Origin of the sequence: Vibrio profundi, assembly GCF_005281835.1 — a bacterium.
In the GTDB taxonomy this organism is placed as follows: Bacteria; Pseudomonadota; Gammaproteobacteria; order Enterobacterales; family Vibrionaceae; genus Vibrio; species Vibrio profundi.
On the sequence record NZ_RZIS01000007.1, the window covers coordinates 77,573 to 102,407 of the forward strand.

The 24,835-nt window shown below is 45.7% G+C and carries 19 protein-coding genes; 11 read left to right on the forward strand and 8 right to left on the reverse strand.

Features of this window, described 5'->3' with window-relative positions:
* Positions 1 to 138: 138 nt before the first annotated feature.
* The gene (gene priA / locus ELZ11_RS16675; protein WP_137358545.1) at positions 139 to 2,340 is read right to left on the reverse strand and encodes a primosomal protein N'; all 2,202 of its coding nucleotides are present in this window, start codon (positions 2,338 to 2,340) and stop codon (positions 139 to 141) included.
* 325 nt (positions 2,341 to 2,665) lie between these two features.
* Between priA and rpmE the strand changes: the two genes are divergently transcribed.
* Together rpmE and ELZ11_RS16685 are read left to right on the forward strand one after the other, a co-directional pair.
* Positions 2,666 to 2,884, forward strand: a complete 219-nt coding sequence (gene rpmE, locus ELZ11_RS16680; protein WP_137358546.1) for a 50S ribosomal protein L31 — start codon at positions 2,666 to 2,668, stop codon at positions 2,882 to 2,884.
* 210 nt (positions 2,885 to 3,094) lie between these two features.
* Positions 3,095 to 4,369, forward strand: a complete 1,275-nt coding sequence (locus ELZ11_RS16685; protein ID WP_137358547.1) for a malic enzyme-like NAD(P)-binding protein — start codon at positions 3,095 to 3,097, stop codon at positions 4,367 to 4,369.
* A gap of 209 nt (positions 4,370 to 4,578) precedes the next feature.
* Here ELZ11_RS16685 and metJ read toward each other — a convergent pair whose 3' ends face one another.
* Entirely contained in the window at positions 4,579 to 4,899 is a 321-nt protein-coding gene (metJ, locus tag ELZ11_RS16690) for a met regulon transcriptional regulator MetJ (RefSeq protein WP_004415993.1), read from the reverse strand.
* A 209-nt stretch (positions 4,900 to 5,108) separates the two neighbouring features.
* Here metJ and ELZ11_RS16695 point away from each other — a divergent pair, with 209 nt between their 5' ends.
* The 3 genes from ELZ11_RS16695 (at position 5,109) to metF (ending at position 9,859) form a co-directional block, all read left to right on the forward strand.
* Positions 5,109 to 6,293 carry an O-succinylhomoserine (thiol)-lyase gene (locus ELZ11_RS16695; RefSeq protein WP_137358548.1) on the forward strand — a complete coding sequence of 395 codons (1,185 nt, stop codon included), beginning with the start codon at positions 5,109 to 5,111 and terminating at the stop codon, positions 6,291 to 6,293.
* Positions 6,293 to 8,704: a bifunctional aspartate kinase/homoserine dehydrogenase II gene (locus tag ELZ11_RS16700; RefSeq protein WP_137358549.1), complete on the forward strand. Its 2,412-nt coding sequence runs from the start codon at positions 6,293 to 6,295 to the stop codon at positions 8,702 to 8,704. Before ELZ11_RS16695 ends, ELZ11_RS16700 begins: the two co-directional genes overlap by 1 nt.
* Positions 8,705 to 8,959: 255 nt before the next feature.
* Positions 8,960 to 9,859, forward strand: coding sequence for a methylenetetrahydrofolate reductase (gene metF / locus ELZ11_RS16705; protein ID WP_137358550.1), 900 nt, complete (start codon positions 8,960 to 8,962; stop codon positions 9,857 to 9,859).
* 84 nt (positions 9,860 to 9,943) lie between these two features.
* Here the strand turns inward: metF and ELZ11_RS16710 are convergent, their stop codons facing one another.
* From ELZ11_RS16710 to argE, 3 genes are all read right to left on the reverse strand, one after another.
* Positions 9,944 to 10,483, reverse strand: coding sequence for a PadR family transcriptional regulator (locus tag ELZ11_RS16710; protein ID WP_137358551.1), 540 nt, complete (start codon positions 10,481 to 10,483; stop codon positions 9,944 to 9,946).
* A gap of 353 nt (positions 10,484 to 10,836) precedes the next feature.
* A complete protein-coding gene (gene ppc / locus ELZ11_RS16715; RefSeq protein WP_137358552.1) occupies positions 10,837 to 13,467 on the reverse strand; it encodes a phosphoenolpyruvate carboxylase in 2,631 nt (876 codons plus the stop codon).
* 257 nt (positions 13,468 to 13,724) lie between these two features.
* Positions 13,725 to 14,861, reverse strand: coding sequence for an acetylornithine deacetylase (gene argE / locus ELZ11_RS16720; protein ID WP_137358553.1), 1,137 nt, complete (start codon positions 14,859 to 14,861; stop codon positions 13,725 to 13,727).
* A 155-nt stretch (positions 14,862 to 15,016) separates the two neighbouring features.
* Here argE and argC point away from each other — a divergent pair, with 155 nt between their 5' ends.
* The 4 genes from argC (at position 15,017) to argH (ending at position 20,316) form a co-directional block, all read left to right on the forward strand.
* Positions 15,017 to 16,021, forward strand: coding sequence for an N-acetyl-gamma-glutamyl-phosphate reductase (gene argC, locus ELZ11_RS16725; RefSeq protein ID WP_137358554.1), 1,005 nt, complete (start codon positions 15,017 to 15,019; stop codon positions 16,019 to 16,021).
* 12 nt (positions 16,022 to 16,033) lie between these two features.
* Positions 16,034 to 16,822: an acetylglutamate kinase gene (gene argB, locus ELZ11_RS16730; protein WP_137358555.1), complete on the forward strand. Its 789-nt coding sequence runs from the start codon at positions 16,034 to 16,036 to the stop codon at positions 16,820 to 16,822.
* A 104-nt stretch (positions 16,823 to 16,926) separates the two neighbouring features.
* A complete protein-coding gene (locus tag ELZ11_RS16735) occupies positions 16,927 to 18,138 on the forward strand; it encodes an argininosuccinate synthase (RefSeq protein WP_137358556.1) in 1,212 nt (403 codons plus the stop codon).
* A gap of 303 nt (positions 18,139 to 18,441) precedes the next feature.
* Complete coding sequence (argH, locus tag ELZ11_RS16740; RefSeq protein ID WP_137358557.1) at positions 18,442 to 20,316, forward strand: argininosuccinate lyase; 1,875 nt, start codon at positions 18,442 to 18,444, stop codon at positions 20,314 to 20,316.
* Positions 20,317 to 20,479: 163 nt separating this feature from the next.
* On the opposite strand, the gene ELZ11_RS16745 is transcribed toward argH, so the two are convergent.
* Complete coding sequence (locus tag ELZ11_RS16745) at positions 20,480 to 20,746, reverse strand: DUF3624 domain-containing protein (RefSeq protein ID WP_137358558.1); 267 nt, start codon at positions 20,744 to 20,746, stop codon at positions 20,480 to 20,482.
* Positions 20,747 to 20,834: 88 nt separating this feature from the next.
* Between ELZ11_RS16745 and ELZ11_RS16750 the strand changes: the two genes are divergently transcribed.
* Positions 20,835 to 21,197, forward strand: a complete 363-nt coding sequence (locus ELZ11_RS16750) for a RidA family protein (RefSeq protein ID WP_137358559.1) — start codon at positions 20,835 to 20,837, stop codon at positions 21,195 to 21,197.
* A 104-nt stretch (positions 21,198 to 21,301) separates the two neighbouring features.
* Here ELZ11_RS16750 and ELZ11_RS16755 read toward each other — a convergent pair whose 3' ends face one another.
* Positions 21,302 to 22,768: a dihydrolipoyl dehydrogenase gene (locus ELZ11_RS16755; RefSeq protein ID WP_137358560.1), complete on the reverse strand. Its 1,467-nt coding sequence runs from the start codon at positions 22,766 to 22,768 to the stop codon at positions 21,302 to 21,304.
* A 263-nt stretch (positions 22,769 to 23,031) separates the two neighbouring features.
* Positions 23,032 to 23,760 carry a glutathione peroxidase gene (locus tag ELZ11_RS16760; RefSeq protein ID WP_137358561.1) on the reverse strand — a complete coding sequence of 243 codons (729 nt, stop codon included), beginning with the start codon at positions 23,758 to 23,760 and terminating at the stop codon, positions 23,032 to 23,034.
* 174 nt (positions 23,761 to 23,934) lie between these two features.
* Here ELZ11_RS16760 and oxyR point away from each other — a divergent pair, with 174 nt between their 5' ends.
* Positions 23,935 to 24,828 carry a DNA-binding transcriptional regulator OxyR gene (oxyR, locus tag ELZ11_RS16765; protein WP_137358562.1) on the forward strand — a complete coding sequence of 298 codons (894 nt, stop codon included), beginning with the start codon at positions 23,935 to 23,937 and terminating at the stop codon, positions 24,826 to 24,828.
* Positions 24,829 to 24,835 lie beyond the last annotated feature (7 nt).

The following is a 24,835-nucleotide window of genomic DNA, read 5'->3' on the forward strand; positions in this document are numbered from 1 at the left end:
GAAAACGCGGTTAACACTTTACGCCAGAAACAGTTTATTCATTTACAGACAGAAAGTTACGGCTAGATTAACAAAAATTGCATTGCTAGTGTGAACTCACTCACGATAAATATGAAATATCGATTCAATGTGAACAACTTAGCTGAGATCTTGTGGCTCAATGTCTAATGACCAACGCACTTTTTTCGCTGTCGGCAGTAAGTTGATGGCCGGTTTTGCACTGGTTAATAATCTTTGCATTTGCGAGCGAGTTTGAGTTTGTAAAATCAACTGCCAGCGTGATTTCCCCGCTCTTTTCGCGAGTGGAGCTGGTGTAGGACCAAGTACCATGCAATAGCCATCAAATAGTGGGTGAGCTTCTAGCGTATGGCGAACTTGGCGTAAAAAATCTTCGACCAACTGCGAATTATTTGCTTCGGCGCGAAACATGGTCATAAACGTATAAGGTGGCAGCATCGCTTGTTTACGCTCGGCTAGCGCGGTTTGAGCAAAGTGATTGTAGTCCTTATGCAGCAGAGCTTGCAGCAACCCGTGTTCAGGGTGATGCGTTTGCAAGATGACTTCTCCGGGTTTACTCGCACGCCCCGCACGTCCCGCCACTTGAATGAATAACTGGGCTAAACGCTCTGACGCTCGAAAGTCACTGCTATAAAGGGAACCATCCACGTCGAGTAGCGCCACCATAGTCACATCAGGAAAGTGGTGACCTTTTGCGAGCATTTGGGTTCCGATGAGAATTTGGTACTCGCCGTTACGAATCGACTCCAGTGCAGCCTCTAAGCTGCCTTTACGACGCGTGCTGTCACGGTCGATACGAATAGTTTTGTAATCAGGGAATAACTGGCCCAATTGCGTTTCTAGTTGTTCTGTACCGACGCCTAATGTGACAAGCTGATGGGAACCACACCCTTGGCACTGGTGAATAACCGGCTGTTGCGAACCACAGTGGTGGCAACGGATTTCATTGCTGTTCTGATGGTAGGTGTAGTAAGCGTCACAGCGTTTGCATTCTGCGGTCCATCCGCATTCGTGACACATTAAAGCTGGCGAGAACCCACGGCGGTTCAAAAAGAGCATCACTTGGTTGCCCGCTTGCAAATGGCGCTGCATTTCAGCAATGAGTGGTGCCGATAAGCCACTTTCCAAATATAAGCCTTTTACATCGAGCACTTTATTGGTTGTTGGAACGGCAGCCCCTGCACGCTGAGTTAAGGTTAAGTGCGCGTATTTCCCGACTTGTGCATTGTGTATGGTTTCGAACGCTGGCGTGGCAGAACCGAGCACGACTGGGATCTTGGCTTTATGTGCGCGCATGATGGCGACATCACGGGCGTGGTAGCGCAGGCTATCTTGTTGCTTATACGAAGAGTCGTGTTCTTCGTCGACAATAATAATCCCAAGATCGGCAAATGGCGTGAATAACGCCGAGCGAGTGCCAATCACGATGCCAGCTATCTTATCTCGAGCAGAAAGCCAGGCATTGAGGCGCTCAGTATCGTTCAATCCAGAGTGGATGACTTCGACCGGAACATTGAAACGTTTTTTGAAGCGATTGATAGTTTGTGGAGTCAACCCAATTTCAGGTACCAGAACTAAGGCTTGTTTACCTTGTTCAAGTACCGGCTTGATCATATTAAGGTAAACCTCAGTCTTGCCTGAACCCGTGACCCCTTCTAATAAAAAGCAGGCAAAATCATTCTGGCTATTCACGGTGGCGATAGCGATGGCTTGCTCTTCATTGAGTTTAGGTTTGAACTGGTCGCTTTCTATTTCGGTCGGCCATTGAATGCGTGTGGGCTTTTTCTCTACCGATTCGATCCAGTCTTTTTCTTGCAATGTTTTTAATACTGCGCTGCCAACTTCTTGGTCGATAAACTCTTGATGTGGCACTGGGCCGCTTTCAAGCATGTGCATGACTTTGGCTTGCTTGACCGCTCGGCCAAAGCCCTGCATCAATTGATTTTTACCCAGTGGTGTTAACTGCCATTCTACTAGTGTCGCGAAGTCTGCTGCTTTACCTTTGCGTAGCGCACTTGGCAGCGCATTGGCGAGCGTTTCCCCAAGTGGGTATTGATAAAATTGGCTACACCACGTTAATAGTGAATAGACGGAATCTGGCCACACCGGTTGATTGTCTAGTATCGCCTTTATCGGTTTCAGTTTATCGATGCTGAACTCTGATTCGTTGACTAGCGAGGTGACAATACCAACAAGCGTTTGTCGTCCAAATGGAACGGAAACACGGCCACCGATGATCGGAAACAGATGATTAGGGATGGTATAATCAAACTGCTTGTCCAGAGGGACGGGCAGTGCCACACGGGCGATAGTTGGACGCATACTAAGAGAGCTTTACCTGGGGGAAATCGAATCCACAGTCTAAAGGATTCACCTATTAAATTCGAGGTGCAGTTGCGCTTTGAAAGCGTCTCAGCTTCAAGCTGAACGACTGAATGGTGGCTAATAATATAGAGGCAATAAAAGATTGGTGAAAAATGTATCAAATGAGTTGATCCCACTTCACAGATTCATTACTATACTGCGCCTTGAAGGTATGGCTTCGTCTCCTTGTGTTTCGATGCGGTGTCTTTAATTATTATTTTTTAACTACGTGTGGTGTCCGGCTTAGAATCGGATGGCGACACGGCCTAATTGAGGTTATCCCATGAAAGTTGGTATCCACCCAGAATACAAAGCTGTAAAAGCTACTTGTTCTTGCGGCAACACATTTGAATTCAACTCTACTCTAGGTAAAGAAGGTATTCACCTAGACGTATGTGACAAATGTCACCCATTCTACACTGGTAAGCAACGTATCGTTGATACAGGCGGCCGTGTAGATCGCTTCAACAAGCGTTTCGGTGCTCTTTCTAGCAAGAAGTAATTCTCGCTATTTAGACATAAAAAAGGACACTTCGGTGTCCTTTTTTATTGCCTGTCGTTTAGGGATTTCAACTGCTCACTGGTCTTATTAGTAGTCAAATCTCGTTTTTTAATGAGACAGGGGGCTTTCCTATCTAGGAACTTTGAAGTACATCCATTAAAATCAAACTTCTTACCCAATCATTATAATATCTTTAGGAAACCTACACCTATGTCAGACGACACTCGCCAAGAACTTTCTCCACAAGAACAATTCCGCCAACAAGCGCTTGATTACCATGAATTTCCAATCCCAGGTAAGATTGCCGTAGAGCTGACTAAGCCTGCAAACTCAGCAGAAGACTTAGCCCTTGCCTACAGCCCAGGTGTAGCAGAACCAGTACGTGAAATTGCTCAGAATGTAGATAACGTTTACAAGTACACAGGAAAAGGCAACATGGTTGCTGTTATTTCTAATGGTACGGCGATTCTTGGCCTAGGTAACCTTGGTCCTATCGCGTCTAAGCCTGTAATGGAAGGTAAAGCGTTACTATTCAAACGCTTTGCTGGCTTAGACTCTATCGATATTGAAGTTAAGCACCGTACAATCGATGAGTTTGTCGATACTGTAGCAAACATTGCAGACACGTTTGGTGGTATCAACTTAGAAGATATTAAAGCACCAGACTGTTTTGAGATTGAACGCCGCCTAATTGAGCGCTGTGATGTTCCTGTTTTCCACGATGACCAACACGGTACAGCAATCGTAACGGCAGCTGGCATGTTGAACGCAATTGAGCTGCAAGGCAAAAAATTAGAAGAGTCTAAGATCGTATGTCTAGGTGCAGGCGCAGCTGCGGTGGCATGTATGGAACTACTGATCAAATGTGGTGCTCAACGTGAGAAGATTTACATGTTGGACCGTAAAGGCGTAATCCACACTCGCCGTGATGATCTGAATGAATACAAGCAGTTATTTGCGAACAACACAGATAAGCGTACGCTTGAAGATGTGATTGATGGCGCAGACCTTTTCCTTGGTGTATCTGGCCCGAACCTACTTCCAGCAGAAGCGTTGAAGCTTATGGCGGACAAGCCAATCGTCTTTGCATGTTCAAACCCAGATCCAGAAATCAAACCTGAACTGGCTCACGAAGTGCGTGAAGACTTGATCATGGGTACTGGCCGTAGTGATTACCCGAACCAAGTGAACAACGTATTGTGTTTCCCATTCATCTTCCGTGGCGCACTGGATGTTCGTGCAAGCGAAATCAATGATGAAATGAAGCTAGCGGCAGTAAATGCAATTCGTGAGTTGGCGAAAGAAGAAGTACCAGCGGAAGTATTGGCAGCTGCGGGTGCGACTTCTCTTGAGTTTGGTAAAGGTTACATCATTCCTAAGCCAATGGATCCACGTCTATTACCGCGTGTTGCTAAAGCAGTTGCACAAGCAGCGGTTGATTCTGGTGTGGCTCGTATCGAAATGCCAGAAAACTATATGGCGTAATATATGGCATAGAGCGATTAACATAGAGAGCTGTGCTGCGTGCATTGGCTCTCATGCTCTGGCTACTAGATTGATAAAGAAAAAGCCGACTTACGTGAGTAAGTCGGCTTTTTTGCATTTTGATGTCTAGTTTAATAACCAGACAAAATGATGATTCAGTATTGGCCGCAGGCGAATAAGAAGATGCTGACGTGTGACTGGTGTTATTTTTATTCTTCGTCAAACGCTTCGAATTCGATACCCATCTCTGTCATCAGCTTTTTCACTTCAGCAGGAATATCGTCTGGGCGGTCTTTACGTAAGTCTTCGTCCGTTGGTAGTGGCTGGCCTGTATAGGCGTGAAGGAATGCTTCACATAGCAACTCACTATTAGTGGCGTGGCGTAGGTTGTTAATTTGACGGCGTGTACGCTCGTCAGTTAGCACCTTTAATACTTTTAGAGGGATAGAAACTGTGATCTTTTTTACTTGTTCGCTTTTCTTTCCATGCTCTGCATATGGGCTTATGTATTCACCATTCCAGTCGGCCATTGCGCACCTTCATCATTTTTGTTGTTTGATTAAAATTTAGAATGGTGATTTTAGCGGGATTTACCGCCATAAGCAAAGACATATAGACGTCTAGAAGTGTTGACGGCTTAATGTAATGGAAGTAAAGTGAATAACATATATCTAACACAGCAGCCTATACGCGACAAGCTACTGTGAATTTCAAGCATCCAAATTGAAAGGAAACACCTATGAGCAGCCGGAAGCCAGCCACCATTGCAGTTCGTACTGGTATCGAGTCAGACACTCAACACCACGCCGTTGTTCCACCTATTTATCTGTCCACGAACTATGGATTTCCTGCATTTGGTGAAGTGCCAAAGTATGATTATACCCGTTCAGGCAACCCAAACCGTGGCTTGCTAGAAACTGCGCTGTTTGAATTGGAGTCCGGTAAGGGCGCTGTAGTGACTAACTGTGGCACTTCAGCATTAAACCTTTGGGTATCGGCTTTTTTAAGTGGTGATGACTTAATCGTCGCGCCACACGATTGCTACGGCGGTACATATCGTCTATTCAACACTCGCTCTCAAAAGGGTGACTTCAAAGTGTTGTTTGTTGACCAATCTGATCAAGCCGCTTTGGATGCAGCAATCGCACTTAAACCTAAATTAATTTTGCTTGAGACTCCATCTAACCCTCTTGTTCGCGTTGTGGATATTGCAGAAACCTGCCGCAAAGCCAAAGAAGTGGGTGCACTTGTCGCAGTCGACAATACCTTTTTGACACCTGTGTTCCAAAAGCCATTAGAACTTGGAGCAGATTTTGTTATTCACTCAACCACTAAGTACATCAACGGCCACTCGGACGTTATCGGTGGTGTTGTGATCACGAAAACAGAAGAGCATGCAGAAGAACTAGCATGGTGGGGCAACTGTATTGGCGCAACGGGCACTCCGTTTGATAGCTACATGACGCTGCGCGGCATTCGTACTTTAGGCGCTCGTATGCGCGTTCACGAAGAAAGCTCGCGTGATATTTTAGTGGCACTGCAAGAGCAAGATCTTGTCGGTACGATTTACCATCCAAGCCTACCGGATCACCCGGGGCATGAGATTGCGAAGAAACAGCAGTCAGGTTTTGGCTCGATGCTGAGCTTTGAGTTTGCAGGCTCTTTCGAAGCGCTTAAGTACTTTGTTGGCGAGCTTGAGCTGTTCTCTCTCGCTGAGTCGCTAGGTGGAGTAGAAAGCTTGATTTGTCACCCGGCTTCAATGACGCACCGTGCAATGGGTGAAGCTGCTCTAGAAGAAGCTGGCGTTTCACAACAACTGCTACGTTTATCTGTCGGTTTGGAAGATGCAGAAGATTTAATTGCAGACCTTAAGCAAGCGCTCGCCAAAGCACAGGCTTTCATTGAAAATGGGGAGAAGCGTTAATGACGGTTTTACGCCAACTGCACAAATTTGGTGGCAGTAGCCTAGCTGATCCAGAATGTTACCAACGCGTGGTGAACATTCTTAAAGAATACTCTAAGCCTAATGATTTGGTGGTGGTGTCGGCGGCTGGCAAAACCACGAATCGACTCATTGAATTTCTAGAAGCGCTGGATAAAGATGGCCGACTTGCTCATGAATGTCTGCAGTCTTTACGTCAGTTCCAGTTGGAACTGATTGAAGGTTTATTAACAGGTGAGCAGGCGGAAAAGCTCACTGTTCAGTTGCAAAGTGAGTTTACCGCGCTTGGTGAGCTGGTTGCTCCGTTGAGCGAAGCACAAAAAGCACAGGTGCTCGGCCATGGTGAAGTATGGTCATCTCGTTTACTGGCTGCGCTTTTGGGTCAGCATGATCTTCAAGCTGTCGCGCAAGACGCACGTGAGTTTTTACGTGCAGAAGCGGGCACTCAACCAGAAGTGGATCGCTCTCGCTCGTACGCTTTGATTAAAGAAGTACTTGCACAGCATACTCATTGCCGTGTGGTCATTACTGGCTTCATGGCGCAAAACTGCCAAGGCGAAACCGTATTACTAGGGCGTAATGGCTCCGATTACTCGGCAACGGTCATCGGCGCGCTGGCGGAAGTCGATCGTGTCACGATTTGGAGTGACGTGGCAGGTGTTTACAGCGCAGACCCGCGCTTAGTGTCTGATGCGTGTCTATTGCCGTTATTGCGTTTAGATGAAGCAAGTGAGCTGGCACGTCTGGCAGCTCCTGTATTACACAGCCGTACATTACAACCTGTCGCGCAAAGTGCGATGGACTTAAGCTTACGTTGCAGCTACCAGCCAGAGTCTGGTTCGACCCAAATTGAACGCGTTTTGGCTTCTGGTCGCGGCGCTAAGATTATTACCTCACTCGATGAAGTGTTACTGGTCCAGCTTAATTTTGGGCATGGTCATGACTTTGAACGCCTAGAGATTGATGTATTAGAGGGGCTGAAGCGTGCTCAACTGGAGCCTCTAGCTTACGAACTTCAACCAGATCAAAACTGCTTACGCCTTGCATACACTGCGGAAATCGCTGGTGGTGCGTTGGAGTACTTACAAGATCACGCAGTCGAAGCCGAAATCAAGTTGAAAGAAGGTTACTCCTTAGTTGCCGCTGTGGGTGCAGGTGTAACTAAGAACCCTAACCATTGTTATGGTTTTTATCAGCAGCTAAAGAATTCTCCAGTGGAGTTCATTTCTGAAGCTGCTTCAGGCTTGAGCTTAGTGGCGGTGATGCGCAAGTGCGAAACGCCAGTATTGGTGAAAGGTGTGCATTCTCAGCTGTTCCAAGCCCAGAAGCGTGTGGCGATTGCTCTCTGTGGTAAAGGTAATATTGGTTCAAGCTGGCTGAAGCTGTTTGCAGAGCAGAAGTCGGATCTAGAAAAACGCCGCGGCATGAGCTTTGATCTTGTTGCGGTCGTAGATAGTCAAACATATTGGTATAACGAAAACGGCATCGATGCGGATAGTGTGTTTGATCATTTCGATGACGAAGCCGTAAAAAACAACGACGGTGAGTGGCTTGAACGATTAGGCTCCATCCAAGGCTACGATGAAGTGGTTGTGCTAGACGTCACTGCTAGCCAAGTGTTGGCAGAAAAGTACTTGGATATTGCTCAGCAAGGCATTCATCTAATCTCGGCAAACAAGGTGGCGGGTAGCGCTTCTAGTGAGTACTACCATCAAGTACAAGATGCCTTCGCTAAGATCAGCCGCCACTGGTTATATAACGCAACGGTTGGCGCAGGGTTACCAATAAACCATACCGTGCGCGACCTACGTGAAAGCGGTGACGATATTATCGCTCTGTCTGGTATCTTCTCAGGTACGCTTTCTTGGTTGTTCCAACAGTTTGATGGCAGTGTGCCATTTAGTGAACTTGTGGATTTAGCATGGCAGCAAGGCCTAACTGAACCGGACCCTCGCGCCGACTTAGACGGCTCAGACGTGATGCGTAAACTGGTCATCCTTGCCCGTGAGTCTGGTTTAGATATTGAGCCGGAAAATGTAAAAGTAGAGTCACTGGTTCCAGCTGAGTTACAAGATCTATCGGTTGATGATTTCTTCGATAAAGCTTCACTACTGAGTGAGGAGTTAGCGGAGCGCTTACAAAAAGCGCAATCAGAACATAAGGTGCTGCGCTATGTTGCTCGTTTAGAGAAAAATGGTAAAGCAACGGTAGGCGTTGAAGCACTTGCTAAAGAGCATGCGTTGGCAAACTTACTTCCTTGCGACAATATCTTTGCTATTGAGAGTAAATGGTATAAAGACAATCCGCTTGTTATCCGTGGTCCAGGTGCTGGGCGTGAGGTAACGGCAGGAGCGATTCAGTCTGATTTAAACCGAATGTCTAGTTTGTTTTAATGCGTTAAAACTTCCTTTTAGACATATATAAAACAATAGAGGCTGAAGGCAGCATAGCGCGCTTTCAGCCTTTTTATTCTCTGCTTGTTCTCATCTTTCTTCTTGAACTTTGTTCACGATCTACTTGAAAATAATTCATAATGGATCTGTTGACATTAAATCGTATTCAATACATTCTGTAGACATATAGACGTCTAAACGTCGTTTTAAGGATAAGAATTTTTTCGTGGTTGAGTTGGCCACATGGAGAGTAAGATGGGATACACACACGCTAGTCATATTGACGCTTTAAATCAGAATATCGCTGAACTTTCTGACAACATTAACGTATCTTTCGAGTTTTTCCCGCCGAGTAGCGAGAAAATGGAGGAGACATTGTGGAACTCTGTACACCGTCTAAAAACTCTTCAACCTAAGTTTGTTTCTGTTACTTACGGGGCTAACTCAGGTGAGCGTGACCGTACTCACTCAATCATTAAAGAAATTAAAGATCAAACGGGTTTAGTTGCGGCTCCGCACTTAACTTGTATCGATGCTAGCCGTGAAGAATTAATTCAAATCGCTGATGACTACTGGGCGAATGGTATTCAGAGCATCGTTGCACTACGTGGTGACATTCCTGCTGGTGGCGGCGTCCCTGAAATGTACGCATCTGATCTTGTTAAACTGCTTAAGGCGCGCCATGACTTTGATATCTCAGTCGCGGCTTTCCCAGAAGTCCACCCTGAAGCGAAAAGTGCACAATCAGACTTACTGAACCTAAAGCGTAAAGTAGATGCGGGTGCGAACCGCGCGATTACTCAGTTCTTCTTTGATGTAGAAAGCTACTTACGTTTCCGTGACCGCTGCGTAGCCGCTGGCATTGATGTAGAGATTGTACCGGGCATCCTGCCTGTTTCTAACTTCAAACAAGCTTCTCGCTTTGCTGAAATGAATAACGTGAAAGTCCCGGGCTGGATGGCTCAGCAATTTGAAGGCTTGGATGATGACCCAACGACTCGTCAGTTAGTAGGCGCAAGTCAGGCGATTGATATGGTGCGTACACTAAGCCGTGAAGGGGTGAAAGACTTCCACTTCTACACACTAAACCGTGCTGAAATGACTTACGCACTATGCCACACACTGGGTGTTCGCCCACAAGTGATTGCTCAGTAACTTCCCAGCCACAGATAAACAAAAAGGCTTGCACTCATAGAGTGCAAGCCTTTTGATTTTTAGCGCGTTAAAAAATGCGTTGGCTTAAGCCATTGCACCTAGTTCTTGTAGAACTTCTTCAGCCCAAAGAATCCAAGCTTCACGAATCACAAGGTTGCGGCGTAAAGTTAGACGCTCTAGACGAGCTTGCTTGTCTAAAGTTGCTGGTGTTGCGTAGTAAGCTGATTCGATCTCTTTGTAGTGAGCCACAAGCTTACGAGACTCTTCTACTAGTTCAGCAAGTTGAGTGCGGTATGCATCAGACGGTTGAACTGCACAAGCCATTAGCTTAGCAGAGAACTCATCACGTACAGTTGGGTGTGCTGTTGGCTGTTCAAACCATTCACCAAGAGCGCTACGGCCAGCGTCGGTAATAGAATAAACTTTACGATCAGGCTTACCTTCTTGAGGCTCTAGCACACAAGTCACTTGCTCGTTCTGAGCCATTTTATTTAGTTCACGGTAAACTTGTTGATGGCTAGCTTTCCAGAAGTAACCAATACTTGCTGAAAATTCTTTTGTGATATCGTAACCAGTAGCATCGCGCGTACTTAAAACAGTTAGGATTACGTGTGGTAATGACATGTCTTCAATCCAAATGGTCAATAAACAGTAAACAATGCTTAAACATCAAGTGTGCTTCTAATGGCACGTTATGTTGGAATTCGTTTAAGCAGCACCAACTAAGATCGTTGGTAATGTCACCTTACAAAGCCGTTTATCACCTAGATTGGCCTGTTATACAAACCAATATGCTGTGGAATATTTTATTATTAGCTCTCACAGCGGAGCAGTAGTATATCTAAATAATAAGCATAAAGTGGAATACATGGACAAAATAACCCAAAAAGCTGATAAAAAACTCAATAGCGATAATTTAACAAAATAAAAGGCCGCTTAATGCGACCTTTTGTCTTTTTGGTAGTTCTATAAACTGCTTATCCGGTATTGCGCATACCAGCAGCTATACCTGCAATCGTCACCATTAGTGCTTCTTCAAGCTCTGCAGGTGGTGTTTCACACTTACGAGTACGATATAGAAGTTCAGCTTGTAGCATGTTCAATGGCTCTACGTAGATGTTACGTAGGCGAATTGATTCAAGGCCCCATGGGTCACTTTGCATCAAGTTTTCGTTATTTTCTACGTTCAGTACTGTTTTGATATCTTGCTGTAGCTGTTCACGCAGTCGCTCACCTAGTGGTAGCAGCGGCTCATCAACAAGACGTTGATCGTAGTACTGAGCGATTTCCATATTACATTTCGAGTACACCATTTCCAGCATACCTAAACGTGTAGAGAAGAATGGCCATTCACGGCACATCTCTTCCAGTAAAGCTTGGTGACCTTTATCAACAGAATATTGAATTGCTTCACCAGCACCTAACCACGCAGGAAGAACTAAGCGGTTCTGACTCCAAGAGAAAATCCATGGTATCGCACGTAGGCTTTCTACACCACCGTTCGGGTTCCGTTTTGCTGGGCGAGAACCTAAAGGCAGCTTGCCTAGCTCTAGCTCCGGTGTTGCTTGGCGGAAGTAAGGAACAAACTTTTCTTCACCACGAACTACGCTGCGGTACGCTTCACAAGATACTTGAGATAGCACTTCCATTAGGTCGCGCCATTCTTGCTTCGGCTCTGGTGGTGGCAGAAGGTTCGCTTCTAGGATCGCGCTCGCGTACATGTTGAAGCTATTCACCGCTACTTCTGGTAGACCAAGCTTGAAGCGGATCATCTCGCCTTGTTCTGTTACGCGCAAGCCGCCTTTAAGGCTTTTCGGTGGTTGAGAAAGTAGTGCAGCATGTGCTGGTGCGCCACCACGACCAACAGTACCGCCACGGCCGTGGAATAATGTTAGCTCTACACCTTCTTCTTCTGAAACTTTAACTAGCTTATCCATGGCATCGTATTGAGCCCAGCCTGCTGCCATTACACCGGCATCTTTCGCAGAGTCAGAGTAACCAATCATTACCATTTGGTGATTTTGGATAAAGCCACGGTACAAGTCGATGCCCATCAACTGTTTAATGACATCTTCTGAGTTGTTCAAATCGTCCAGCGTTTCAAACAATGGACAAACATCCATACGATACGGGCAACCAGATTCTTGCAATAGCAGGTGAACAGCCAGAACATCAGAGGCTGTGCGTGCCATTGAAATGACATAAGCGCCAAAGGCTTCGCGTGGTTGGGCTGCAATTATCTTACAGGTGTCCAAAACCTCTTTAACCTGTTCTGACGGTTCCCAATCGCGAGGAAGTAGCGGGCGCTTGGAGCTTAATTCATTGGTTAGGAAAGCAATTTTGTCTTGCTCGCTCCACTGGTCGTAATCACCAATGCCCAGGTAACGCGTCAGTTCTGAAAGGACATCCGAGTGGCGAGTACTTTCTTGGCGAACATCGAGGCGAACTAAGTGGACACCGAATGCTTTAATACGACGAAGTGTATCGAGTAGTGAACCGTCTGCGATCACGCCCATGCCACATTCATGCAGCGATTGGTAACACGCGTACAGCGGTGCCCAAAGTTGGTCGATGTTCTGAAGCGTGGTCTTCTTCGGCACGTCCGCTTCGTGAATTTCAGCGTCTAATACTTCTAAGGTATCGTTCAGTAACGTGCGTAACCCTTTCAGGATTGCACGGTAAGCTTCGTGTTCTTCACCCGCTAGCTCACGTACTGCATCGTTGCACTTAGTCATCGATAGTTCAGTGATGAGCTCGTTAACGTCGTTCAGATACAAATCAGCCGCTTTCCAGCGAGATAAGCGTAATACTTCTTTGGTAATGGTATGAGTTACGAATGGGTTACCGTCGCGGTCACCGCCCATCCAAGATGAGAAATGCACAGGACGAGCGTCAATTGGTAGGCCTTCACCAAGGTAACCTTTTAGTCGGCCATCCATTTCACGTAGGAAATCAGGTACCGCCTCCCATAGTGAGTTTTCTACAACCGCAAAGCCCCATTTCGCTTCGTCTAGTGGCGTAGGGCGCTGTTGACGAATGACATCTGAGTGCCAGCCTTGAGCAATCAACTGCTCTAAGCGACGTTCTGTTTTTACGCGCTCTTTGTTTGATAGGTCACTCAGCTCTAATTTTGAGAGACACTCATTAATCTTAACCAGCTTATTGATCATAGTGCGACGAGTGATTTCCGTCGGGTGAGCAGTCAATACGAGTTCAATGTTCAGATCGCGTACTGCTTGAGCAGCATCGAGTTTGCTTACGTCGTTTTGGCTAAGCTTAGAAAATAGAGCTTGGAGTGCGTCTGGCTCGCAGACATGTTCCTCACAGTGGCGAGAGATCGTATGGTACTGCTCTGCCATGTTAGTGAGGTTTAAGAATTGGTTAAATGCGCGAGCAACAGGAGTCAATTGCTCATTTGGCAGGTTTTTAATTTCTTCAACTAAGCTGTCACGGTCAGCTTGATTGCCTGCGCGGGCGGACTTGGAAAGTTTACGGATAGTTTCCACTTTCTCTAAGATAACGTCACCATGTGCGTCTTGGATAGTGTTGCCGAGCAAGCGTCCTAGCATGCTTACGTTACTCTTGAGAGCGGCGTATTTCTCGTTCATTGTCATCCTGCCTCGTAAAAAAATTACATCCATTGTTCCTTGTTAAGTACACAATCTAGCGAAAAGTGCTGTCTATAGTCAAATAAAGCATTCTAAGATTGCATTTATTAGTTTTCTTCATGACGTAAGACAAAAATTTGCTTTGCATCGCATATAGAGTGAAATTTAATTACAACTAAATGAAAGCAAATAAAATTACAGCATAAAAGCGAAGTGAAGAAACTCGCTCTCATGCTAAGGCTGATAATTGATAATAATTAGAAACAATATTTACGAATGGATTTACCTAAGATATCGATCGTTGGGTCGATAAAATCGAAGCTTAAGAACTCATCAGGCTGGTGAGCTTGGTCAATTGAGCCCGGGCCGAGCACTAATGTAGGGCATAGCTGCTGTAAGAAAGGGGCTTCTGTGCAGTAGTTTACAGTTTCTGAAGGCGTGCCGCATACCGATTCCATTCCGCCAATGAAAGGGTGATCGTGTTGACACTCATAGCCTGGAATAGGCTCGTGCAATGGATTAATTTCAATTCTGCCCGGCCATTTTGTTTCGACATCTTTTAGCGCACCACGCAGCATGTTATTTAACCCATCTAAGCTGATCCCTGGGAGAGGGCGCACATCGTAATGCAATTCACAACAGCCACAGATACGGTTCGCGCTGTCTCCACCGTGAATATGGCCTAAGTTCAATGTTGGGCTAGGGATGGCGAAACCTGGGTGGTGATATTCTTTGATCAGTTTGTCACGCAGCCGCATCAGAGCAAACAGTACTTCGTGCATAATTTCGATCGCATTAACCCCTAATGCAGGATCGGATGAGTGGCCAGATTTACCGGTTACGCGAACGGCATTTGCTACATGCCCTTTATGGCCACGAATCGGAACTAAGCTAGTTGGTTCGCCAATGATGCAGTAATCAGGCTTAAACGGGGCGTTTTCAGTGAAGTGACGTGCACCAAGCATGGTCGTTTCTTCGTCACAGGTCGCCAATACATAAAGTGGCTTGGTTTGCTTGCTCCAGTCGATTTTTTTGACTGCTTCATAAATAAAAGCAAAGAAGCCTTTCATGTCGGCAGTACCTAATCCATAGAATCGATTGTTTGATTCAGTCAAAGCGTGAGGATTGAAGTTCCAGCGTCCCTCGTCAAATGGCACTGTATCACTGTGGCCCGCTAGTAGTAGGCCACCTTCTCCAGCCCCTTTTTTAGCAATCATATTGTGTTTACCCGGTTCGACTTCGATCACTTCGACGCTAAATCCAAGATCTTTAAACCATGTCGCCATCTTTTCGATGACCTTTTCATTGCCGTGATCCCAAGTTGGATCGGTAGAACTAATGGATGCGGTGGAAATCAGGCCTTCATAGACCTCAAGAAAACTCGGTAATTGCATAATATCTTCACTTCTACTATTGACAGAAAAACCATAAGACGGTAAAACACATATTAAATCATATTTAATGAATAAAAAATCAAATAAAGCTAAAAATTAAGTATGAATAGTCAAATTCTAAATATGAACAACCTCAAAAAATTGGATGTGTTGAGATGTTAAAAACCACAATCATTGGCGCAAGCGGCTACACAGGAGCGGAACTGGCTCTGATGGTAAATAAACACCCTGAACTTACGCTATCAGGTTTATATGTATCCGCCAATAGTGTCGATGCTGGCAAATCAATCGCTAAACTGCACGGTAAGTTAGCGGGCTTAATTGATATGCCGGTTCAACCATTGGTTGATCCAGAAGCGGTTGCGAAAGCTTCTGATGTGATTTTTTTAGCAACGGCCCATGAAGTGAGCCACGACCTAGCGCCTATATTCCTTGAAAACGATTGTCAGGTTTTTGATTTATCTGGTGCGTTTAGGGTGAAAGGCGAAAACTTCTACCAAGAGTTTTACGGTTTTGAACATCAACACGAACAGTGGTTAGACAAAGCGGCTTACGGCCTAGCTGAGTGGAACGAACAAGAAATAAAAGAAGCTCAGCTGGTTGCCGTAGCGGGTTGTTACCCAACGGCGTCTCAGCTAGCGATTAAACCACTAGTAGAAAATAAGCTGATCGACGAAAACCAATGGCCAGTGATTAATGCAACCAGCGGTGTGACGGGAGCAGGTCGTAAAGCGAGCATGACCAATAGCTTTTGTGAAGTGAGCTTACAGCCTTATGGCGTTTTTAATCACCGTCACCAACCAGAAATCGCCTCCCATTTAGGGTGTGATGTGATTTTCACTCCGCATTTAGGAAACTTTAAGCGTGGCATTCTAGCGACCATCACAATGAAGCTGGCTGAAGGCGTAACAGAGCAACATATACAAGATGCTTTCGAGCAAGCTTACCAAGGCAAGCCTGCGGTGAGATTACTCGAAGAGACATTACCAAGAATCCAAGATGTAGAAAACACGCCTTTCTGCGATTTAGGTTGGAAGGTTCAAGGCCAGCACATCATTGTGGTATCGGCGATAGACAATTTGTTAAAAGGTGCATCCAGCCAAGCGATGCAGTGTTTAAATTTACGGTATGGCTTTCAGCCATTAACTGCGCTAGTGTAAGGAGCCCTGAAAATGAGCCTGAATAAGCAACCTTTAGTCGTAAAATTAGGTGGAGCTGCATTGTCTTGTGGTGAAACGCTCAGCAAACTTTTCGGCGCGATCTCTAGCTATCAGCAACAAGCTCAACGTCCAATCGTCATTGTTCATGGCGGTGGCTATTTAGTTGATGACTTAATGAACCAGCTAAATCTAGAAACGGTGAAGAAAGACGGCCTACGCGTGACTCCTTACGACCAAATCCCAGTGATCGCAGGGGCATTAGCAGGCACCGCGAACAAACTGCTGCAAGGCCAAGCGATTAAAGATGGATTAAAAGCTGTGGGTTTAAGCCTAGCGGATGGCGGTTTATGCCAAGTGGAAGAGCTTAATCCAGAACTAGGCGCTGTAGGCAAAGCGGCTCCCGGTGATGCTTCTGTATTACAAGCCATTCTCTCAACCAACGCACTACCAATTATCAGTTCTATCGGGTTAACCGAAGAAGGACAATTAATGAATGTGAATGCCGATCAAGCGGCAGTTGCAGTGGCAGGAGCATTGGACGCGGAATTGGTTCTACTGTCTGACGTGAGCGGCGTACTCGACGGTAAAGGTCACTTAATTTCCAGTTTGAATCAGCAAGAAGCAGACGATTTGATCGCAGGCAAAGTGATTACCGATGGCATGATAGTCAAGGTTCAAGCGGCTCTGGAAGCGGCGAACGATTTAGGACGTCCAATTGAAGTCGCTACGTGGCGCTACCCAGAAAAACTCACAAAATTATTTTCAGGTGAAAGCATAGGCACACAGTTTTTACCTCAGTAACTTATTTGACTTAAGAAAGTTAAGTTTAAGAATTTTTAATGTAAATGGATAAACCCCGAGGAACTGACCGCCAAGCGCAGGCCCGGGTATTTAGGAGAACTCAAATGAGCAAGGTTAAAGTAAATAAAGTAGTTGTAGCCTATTCTGGCGGTCTAGACACTTCGGTAATCATCCCGTGGTTGAAAGAAAACTATGATTGTGAAGTCGTTGCGTTTGTAGCGGATGTAGGCCAAGGTGATGAAGAGCTGATTGGCATTGAAGAGAAAGCGAAAGCGTCTGGCGCGTCTGAGTGTTACATCGCTGACCTAAAAGAAGAGATGGTGGCAGATTACATCTACCCAACGCTAAAAACGGGTGCTTACTACGAAGGCAAATACCTACTAGGTACTTCTATGGCTCGTCCAATCATTGCTAAAGCGCAGGTTGAAGTCGCACGTAAAGTAGGTGCAGACGCACTGTGTCACGGCTGTACAGGTAAAGGTAACGACCAAGTTCGTTTTGAAGGCGCATTCGCTGCACTAGCACCAGACCTACACGTGATCGCACCATGGCGTGAGTGGGATCTAGTGAGCCGTGAAGAATGTCTAGATTACCTAGCTGAGCGTAACATTCCTTGTACTGCTTCTCTGACTAAGATCTACTCACGTGACGCAAACGCATGGCACATCTCAACGGAAGGTGGTGTTCTAGAAGATACATGGAACGCGCCAAACGATGATTGCTGGGCATGGACTGTTGACCCAGAGCAAGCGCCAAACGAATCTGAATCAGTAACGCTGAAAGTAGAAAAAGGCGAAGTGGTAGCTGTTGACGGCGAAAACATGACGCCATATAACGCATTGGTTTACCTGAACGAGAAGGGTGCTAAACACGGTGTTGGCCGTATCGATATCGTAGAAAACCGTTTGGTTGGCATGAAGTCTCGTGGTTGTTACGAAACTCCTGGTGGCACTATCATGATGGAAGCGCTACGTGCAGTTGAGCAATTAGTGCTAGACAAAGCGGCGTTCGAATTCCGTGAAGAGCTAGGCGTTAAAGCTTCTCATCTTGTCTACGATGGTCGTTGGTTCACTCCATTATGTAAGTCAATCCTTGCGGCAACGGAAGAACTAGCGCAAGACGTAAACGGTGAAGTGGTGATCAAACTTTACAAAGGCCACGCAACGGTGACTCAGAAGCGTTCTGATAACAGCTTGTACTCAGAAGAATTCGCGACCTTTGGTGAAGATGAAGTTTACGACCAAAGCCATGCAGAAGGCTTCATCCGCCTTTACTCGCTATCAAGCCGTATCCGCGCACTGAACAGCCAAAAGTAATGACAAAGGTTCACGGCTAGGCTCAGAATTACCTGCCGTGAATACTTGTAAAAAGAAGCCCGTTAGAGACTAATTGAAGTCACTAACGGGCTTCTTTTTTGTATTTATTGGTTATTATGCGCACTGTGAACTGTATAATGAGCACGTAACAAAGAACTTTTGAATAAATATGTAGAAATAATGAATTAATTCTTTATTTTTGAATGGAATTACCGTAAGTTTGAATCATCAGAAAAATACTGATTCATAATCAGAATTAAGACTTGCACTAGACAGTAGCACTGAGCATTTAGGAGATACACAATGGCATTATGGGGCGGAAGATTTACCCAAGCAGCAGACACGCGGTTCAAAGATTTCAACGATTCACTTCGCTTTGATTACCGATTGGCTGAGCAAGACATTGTTGGCTCGATTGCCTGGTCTAAAGCTCTGTTGTCAGTCAACGTATTGTCTGAAGAAGAACAGCAAAAACTTGAGCTTGCATTGAACGAGCTTAAGTTAGAAGTGATGGAAAACCCGGAGCAAATTCTGCGCTCTGATGCCGAAGACATTCATAGCTGGGTTGAACAACAACTTATCGGCAAAGTCGGTGATCTGGGTAAAAAACTTCACACAGGCCGTTCTCGTAATGACCAAGTGGCGACAGACCTGAAACTATGGTGTCGTCAGCAAGGCAACCAACTGCTGCTCGCGCTTGATCGTCTGCAGAGTCAAATGGTTAACGTTGCTTCTCAGCATCAAGAAACGGTGCTTCCTGGCTATACTCACTTGCAACGTGCTCAGCCAGTAACGTTTGCTCACTGGTGCTTGGCTTACGTTGAAATGTTCGAGCGTGATTACTCTCGTTTGAATGATGCAATCAAACGCCTAGATACTTGTCCATTAGGCTCTGGTGCTCTTGCGGGAACCGCTTACCCAATGGATCGTGAAGCGCTTGCTCACAACTTAGGTTTCCGTCGTGCAACTCGTAACTCGTTAGATTCAGTATCTGACCGTGACCATGTGATGGAATTGATGTCGATTGCTTCTATCTCTATGCTTCACCTTTCTCGTCTTGCTGAAGATATGATTTTCTACAACTCTGGTGAATCAAACTTCATTGAGTTAGCCGATACCGTGACATCAGGTTCATCTCTGATGCCACAGAAGAAAAACCCGGATGCGCTAGAACTTATCCGTGGCAAAACAGGCCGTGTATACGGTTCACTTGCTGGCATGATGATGACAGTGAAAGCGCTTCCGCTTGCTTACAACAAAGATATGCAAGAAGACAAAGAAGGTCTATTCGACGCTTTGGACACGTGGAATGATTGTATGGAAATGGCCGCGCTATGTTTTGACGGCATCAAAGTCAACGGTGTACGTACGCTAGAAGCGGCAAAACAAGGCTACGCAAACTCTACGGAATTGGCTGATTACCTAGTAGCGAAAGGCATTCCTTTCCGTGAAGCTCACCATATCGTAGGCGTGACAGTAGTGGCGGCGATTTCTAAAGGTTGTGCACTGGAAGAATTGACCATTGAAGAGATGAAAGAGTTCTCTGACGTCATTGAAGATGATGTATACGACATCCTGACGATTGAATCGTGTCTTGAAAAACGTAGTGCGCTGGGCGGTGTATCACCGAAGCAAGTAGCGTATGCGGTTGACCAAGCTGAGAAGCGCTTAGCACAGCGTGATACCTCTATCGTTAAGGTTCGTCCTGCTCGTTTGACTGACATCGAAGCTCTTGAAGGTATGGTCGCTTACTGGGCGAACATGGGTGAAAACTTACCTCGCTCTCGCAATGAACTGGTGCGTGATATCGGCTCGTTTGCTGTCGCAGAACACCATGGTGAAGTAACAGGTTGTGCGTCTTTGTATGTGTATGACTCTGGTTTAGCGGAAATTCGTTCGTTAGGTGTGGAAGCTGGCTGGCAAGGACAAGGGCAGGGCACCGCGATTGTTCAGCACCTAGTTGAAAAAGCACGCCAGATGGCAATTAAGAAAGTGTTTGTATTAACACGTACGCCTGAATTCTTTATGAAGCATGACTTCTTGCCAACATCGAAATCTCTGCTGCCTGAGAAGGTACTGAAAGATTGTGACCAGTGTCCTCGCCAACATGCATGCGATGAAGTGGCTCTAGAAGTGAACCTAGTTGAGCAAGTTATTACTAAAGTAAACGTCGCGTAACTGACTGATTTTAATATTCGAAATAGTTATTCAAAAAAAGATCAAAAAAGATCGATATTTTGAGGAACTAATAGGAAAGAGCTAGGTCTATTAAAGTACCACTGCTTTTTCTTAGAATTATATCTAGGAGAGCCCCAAAACCGATTGGTCTTGGGGCTTTTTTCTATCTGCGATTTGAGGAAGGTTTACCTCGAGTGCGTAGAGGTAGAAAAATAAATTTCATTAATAAGTGGATCGTTAGTAAACCATTGAAAGCGAGGTTCGCCATTATCAAAGCAATCGAATTGATGCTTTTGGGAGAATCTCTGAATACTGCCCACCATATTCCCCAGCCTACGATAGATAACACGGTCAACTGAATCATGCATCGATGGCATCGACCAAGTTTTTGGCTAAGTTTGTTCTCTTTATTGCAATGAGGGCATGTCATCTTAGGCTCTATTCGCGTTATCCTTATCTATTCAACTATAACATGTCGAATGCCGAGGACGGCATCCTAACTGAATAAGAGAATTAGCATGATTGTTCGTCAAGAAACTAAACAGCGTATGAGCCGTATCGTGAAGCATAACGGTACTATTTACCTATGTGGCCAAGTTTGTGCCGATGCGACTAAAGGCATTACAGAGCAAACTCAGACGATGCTAGATAAAGTGGAAGCATTGCTAGAACAAGCAGGCAGTGACAAAGAGCACATGCTTTCAGCGACAATCTACCTTAAGTCGATGGATGATTTCCAAGAGATGAATGCAGTATGGGACGCGTGGGTACCAGAAGGCCACGCTCCAGCTCGCGCATGTGTTACTGGCGACATGGCTCGCGAAGCGCTACTTGTTGAGATCTCTGTGATTGCTGCTGAGAAGAACAGCAGCTGCTGTTAAGTTCTGAGAACTTGGAGTGACAAAAAGGAAAGCCGATGGCTTTCCTTTTTAGTATCTAATCTCTGTTAACAGACCAAACCGCGATCTGCCCCAATGAGCTGAGGTTAACAACCAGGGCCACAATCTAGACAGTGTTTCACCATCTCAGGGCCTAAGTGTAGTTTCGCATTCAGGTCACGCAGTGCAGTTCGTACACCTTCTTCAATTACTGGGTGATAGAACGGCATGTCTAGCATTTCAGAAACCGTCATCTTGTTTTGGTGTGCCCATGCTAACAAGTGCGCCAAGTGTTCTGCGTTTGGTCCCATCATTTCAGCACCAAGGAAGCGACCTGTACCTTGTTCGCCGTAAACGTGCAGAATACCTTTGTTGCGTAGCATCACTCGTGAGCGGCCTTGGTTCTCGAAAGATACTTCACCTGTTGCGAAACAACCACATGTACCTAAGCGGGTGGTGATCTCTTTGTAAGTTTCACCAACCATCGCGATTTGCGGGTCAGAGAAAACCGCTGAGATTTTAGAGCGGCGTAGGCCTGCACGAATCTCAGGGAAGCGACCTGCGTTGTCGCCAGCAATGCGAGCTTGGTCTGCTGCTTCATGTAATAGAGGTAGTTGGTTGCTAGCATCGCCTGCAATAAAGATTGATGGTAACGAAGTTTGCAGTGTGTAGTGGTCTGCAACTGGCACACCACGCTCATCAAGCTCAAGAGAAGTATTCTCTAAACCAAGTTTATCCGTGTTAGGACGACGACCTGTTGCGGCCAGCACGTATTCAACGATGTTGGTTTCTAGCTCACCTTGTTTATTGATGAACTGGATTTCAACACGTGGCTCACCCGATTCAGTGGTAATACGCTTCATACTTTCGATTTTTACGTCGGCATCTAGGTAAAACTCTTCATTGAAGGCTTTATCTGCGTAAGCCATGATCTCTGGGTCTGTTACTGGGCCAACTTGACCACCCAGACCGAACAGTTTGGTCTTCACACCTAAGCGATGTAGCGACTGACCAAGCTCAAGGCCAATTACACCAGGGCCAAATACGGCCACTGATTCTGGTAAATCATCCCAGCTGAACACGTCATCGTTGATGATGAGGCGGTCGCCAAGTTCATTCCAAACAGCAGGGTATGCAGGGCGAGAGCCGGTTGCGATAACAATACGCTTAGCAGTCACAACTATGTGGTCATCAACTTGAAGTGTGTTGTCGTCTAAGAATTTTGCGTAGCCAGAGATTTTATCTTGCTCTGGGATTTCATCGACGCCTTCTAAAACAAAACCAACAAAACGGTCACGTTCAAACTTCACTCGGTCCATGACTTCACGACCGTTAATTACGATATCGCCTTGTGGGTGAACGCCAAAAACCGGAGCTTTCTCGATTTGGTGAACGCTTTCCGCGGCTGCAATAAGCAGTTTAGATGGCATACAACCAACACGAGCACAGGTTGTACCGTAAGGGCCGCCTTCAATCATCACGACACTGTCAGTGTGTGCTTTTGCAGCGCGGTATGATCCTAGACCTGCCGTACCGCCCCCGATAACTGCTACATCTACATTGACTTGTTTCATAATAATTTTCTCGCAATGGCTAAATTTAGTTTGAACGACCCCCTCCAACTCATGTGATATTTTTAGTGAGTCAGGATAGCGGGTCAGTTTTGTGGTTCTGTTTTATTAGGTTTAGCTTGTGACTCTGCTTTTTGTTACTAACTATAGGTTAGTTAAAGACGGGCGAGCCACAAGCTATGTTCTTTTTCCAAAGCTCACATGAGAGTGGTTTGGAATAGCTAACCCACAAGAGGGTGGGTTAGCAGATGTTAGCTTCGAAGTAATTAACCTAGGAACGTTTCTAGTTCTTCGCTGCCACCGATGTGCTTACCACCGATGAATACTTGAGGAACCGTTGTGCGACCTGAGATAGCACGTAGGCTTACAGTAGTCGCGTCTTTACCTAGCACTACTTCTTCGTAGTTTAGACCTTTGTCGATTAGGTTCTGTTTCGCTTTCATACAGAAAGGACAGCCTGGCTTAGTGAATACTGTGATTGACTCTTGCTCTTTGTGCTCTGGAGCAATGTAGTTCAGCATAGTGTCTGCATCAGAAACCTTGAACGGGTCGCCTGGTACGTCTTCTTCGATGAACATTTTCTCTACCACGCCGTTCTTAACCAGCATGCTGTAGCGCCATGAACGTTTGCCGAAGCCGATGTCGTTTTTCTCAACTAGCATACCCATGCCGTCTGTGAAATCACCGTTACCATCTGGGATGAATGTGATGTTTTCTGCTTCTTGGTCTGCTTTCCATGCGTTCATTACGAACGTATCGTTTACAGAAACACAAAGGATGTCATCAACACCGTTTTCTTTGAACACTGAATGTAGTTCGTTGTAGCGAGGAAGGTGGCTTGACGAACAAGTTGGCGTAAACGCGCCTGGTAGGCTGAATACGATCACGGTTTTGTCTTTGAATAGCTCTTCAGTCGTTACGTTAACCCATGTATCACCTTGGCGAGTTGGAAATGTTACTTGAGGGATTGATTGACCTTCTTTAGATGCAAACATAATGGTTTTCCTTATGGATAATTTTAGTAATTCGTATAGAGCTTAGCTGGTTTCTTTTGTGCTGCCCGTTTTGTTGAAGCTATTATTGAAGATTCTCTTTGATAGATCTAATCGTTTAATGTTATGGTTTTGATAGGTATTTTCTATCAAAAATAAAAGGGTTAGGCTGAAACTATGAACATTCGTGACTTTGAATACTTGGTGGCATTAGCTGAGCATAAGCACTTTCGAAAAGCGGCGGAAGCTTGCTTTGTGAGCCAGCCAACCTTGAGTGGTCAAATTCGTAAGCTAGAAGACGAAATTGGCTTGCAGCTGACAGAGCGTAGCCCAAGAAAAGTGATTTTTACTGAATCTGGTTTGCAGCTGGTGGAGCAAGCGAAGCGTATTTTGGCAGAGGTGAAGACTTTTAAAGAAATGGCGAGTGGCCATGGCGGTGCGATGACTGGCCCTATGCATATTGGCTTTATCCCTACGGTTGGGCCATACATTTTGCCACGCATTATTCCTCACTTGAAAGAAAGCTTTCCTGAACTTGAGTTGTATTTACATGAGGCACAAACGCATCAGTTGGTGAGTCAATTGGAAGACGGAAAACTGGATTGTCTGGTATTGGCAGCAGTTGATGAAACGTCGGTGTTTAAAGAAATTGATGTTTACGATGAGCCGTTAAGTGTCGCGGTGCCATGTGGTCATGAGTGGGCGAATCAAGATGCCGTTGATATGCTGCAACTTAGTGGCAAGACTGTACTCGCGTTGGGAGATGGTCACTGTTTAAGAGATCAAGCTTTAGGTTTCTGTTTTGCAGCTGGTGCAAAAGATGATGAACGCTTCAAAGCTACCAGCTTAGAAACGTTGCGTAACATGGTTGCGGCAGGCGCAGGGATTACGTTGCTTCCAGAATTATCTTTACCTGCGGAAAAGGAAAAAGATGGCGTGTGCTATGTACCCGCTGTTAACCCTACACCATCGCGTCGTATTGTGGTGGCGTATCGACCTGGTTCACCACTGAAAGCGCGTTTTGAGCAGCTGGCTTCTGCGATTAAGCAGCAGCTTGAAGGGTGTCAGTAGGGCTATT

Bases quoted from the DNA above. Each gene is read 5' to 3' on its own strand.
- priA (WP_137358545.1), bottom strand. From the start codon at position 2,340: ATGCGTCCAACTATCGCCCGTGTGGCACTGCCCGTCCCTCTGGACAAG.
- rpmE (WP_137358546.1), top strand. From the start codon at position 2,666: ATGAAAGTTGGTATCCACCCAGAATACAAAGCTGTAAAAGCTACTTGT.
- ELZ11_RS16685 (WP_137358547.1), top strand. From the start codon at position 3,095: ATGTCAGACGACACTCGCCAAGAACTTTCTCCACAAGAACAATTCCGC.
- metJ (WP_004415993.1), bottom strand. From the start codon at position 4,899: ATGGCCGACTGGAATGGTGAATACATAAGCCCATATGCAGAGCATGGA.
- ELZ11_RS16695 (WP_137358548.1), top strand. From the start codon at position 5,109: ATGAGCAGCCGGAAGCCAGCCACCATTGCAGTTCGTACTGGTATCGAG.
- ELZ11_RS16700 (WP_137358549.1), top strand. From the start codon at position 6,293: ATGACGGTTTTACGCCAACTGCACAAATTTGGTGGCAGTAGCCTAGCT.
- metF (WP_137358550.1), top strand. From the start codon at position 8,960: ATGGGATACACACACGCTAGTCATATTGACGCTTTAAATCAGAATATC.
- ELZ11_RS16710 (WP_137358551.1), bottom strand. From the start codon at position 10,483: ATGTCATTACCACACGTAATCCTAACTGTTTTAAGTACGCGCGATGCT.
- ppc (WP_137358552.1), bottom strand. From the start codon at position 13,467: ATGAACGAGAAATACGCCGCTCTCAAGAGTAACGTAAGCATGCTAGGA.
- argE (WP_137358553.1), bottom strand. From the start codon at position 14,861: ATGCAATTACCGAGTTTTCTTGAGGTCTATGAAGGCCTGATTTCCACC.
- argC (WP_137358554.1), top strand. From the start codon at position 15,017: ATGTTAAAAACCACAATCATTGGCGCAAGCGGCTACACAGGAGCGGAA.
- argB (WP_137358555.1), top strand. From the start codon at position 16,034: ATGAGCCTGAATAAGCAACCTTTAGTCGTAAAATTAGGTGGAGCTGCA.
- ELZ11_RS16735 (WP_137358556.1), top strand. From the start codon at position 16,927: ATGAGCAAGGTTAAAGTAAATAAAGTAGTTGTAGCCTATTCTGGCGGT.
- argH (WP_137358557.1), top strand. From the start codon at position 18,442: ATGGCATTATGGGGCGGAAGATTTACCCAAGCAGCAGACACGCGGTTC.
- ELZ11_RS16745 (WP_137358558.1), bottom strand. From the start codon at position 20,746: ATGACATGCCCTCATTGCAATAAAGAGAACAAACTTAGCCAAAAACTT.
- ELZ11_RS16750 (WP_137358559.1), top strand. From the start codon at position 20,835: ATGATTGTTCGTCAAGAAACTAAACAGCGTATGAGCCGTATCGTGAAG.
- ELZ11_RS16755 (WP_137358560.1), bottom strand. From the start codon at position 22,768: ATGAAACAAGTCAATGTAGATGTAGCAGTTATCGGGGGCGGTACGGCA.
- ELZ11_RS16760 (WP_137358561.1), bottom strand. From the start codon at position 23,760: ATGTTTGCATCTAAAGAAGGTCAATCAATCCCTCAAGTAACATTTCCA.
- oxyR (WP_137358562.1), top strand. From the start codon at position 23,935: ATGAACATTCGTGACTTTGAATACTTGGTGGCATTAGCTGAGCATAAG.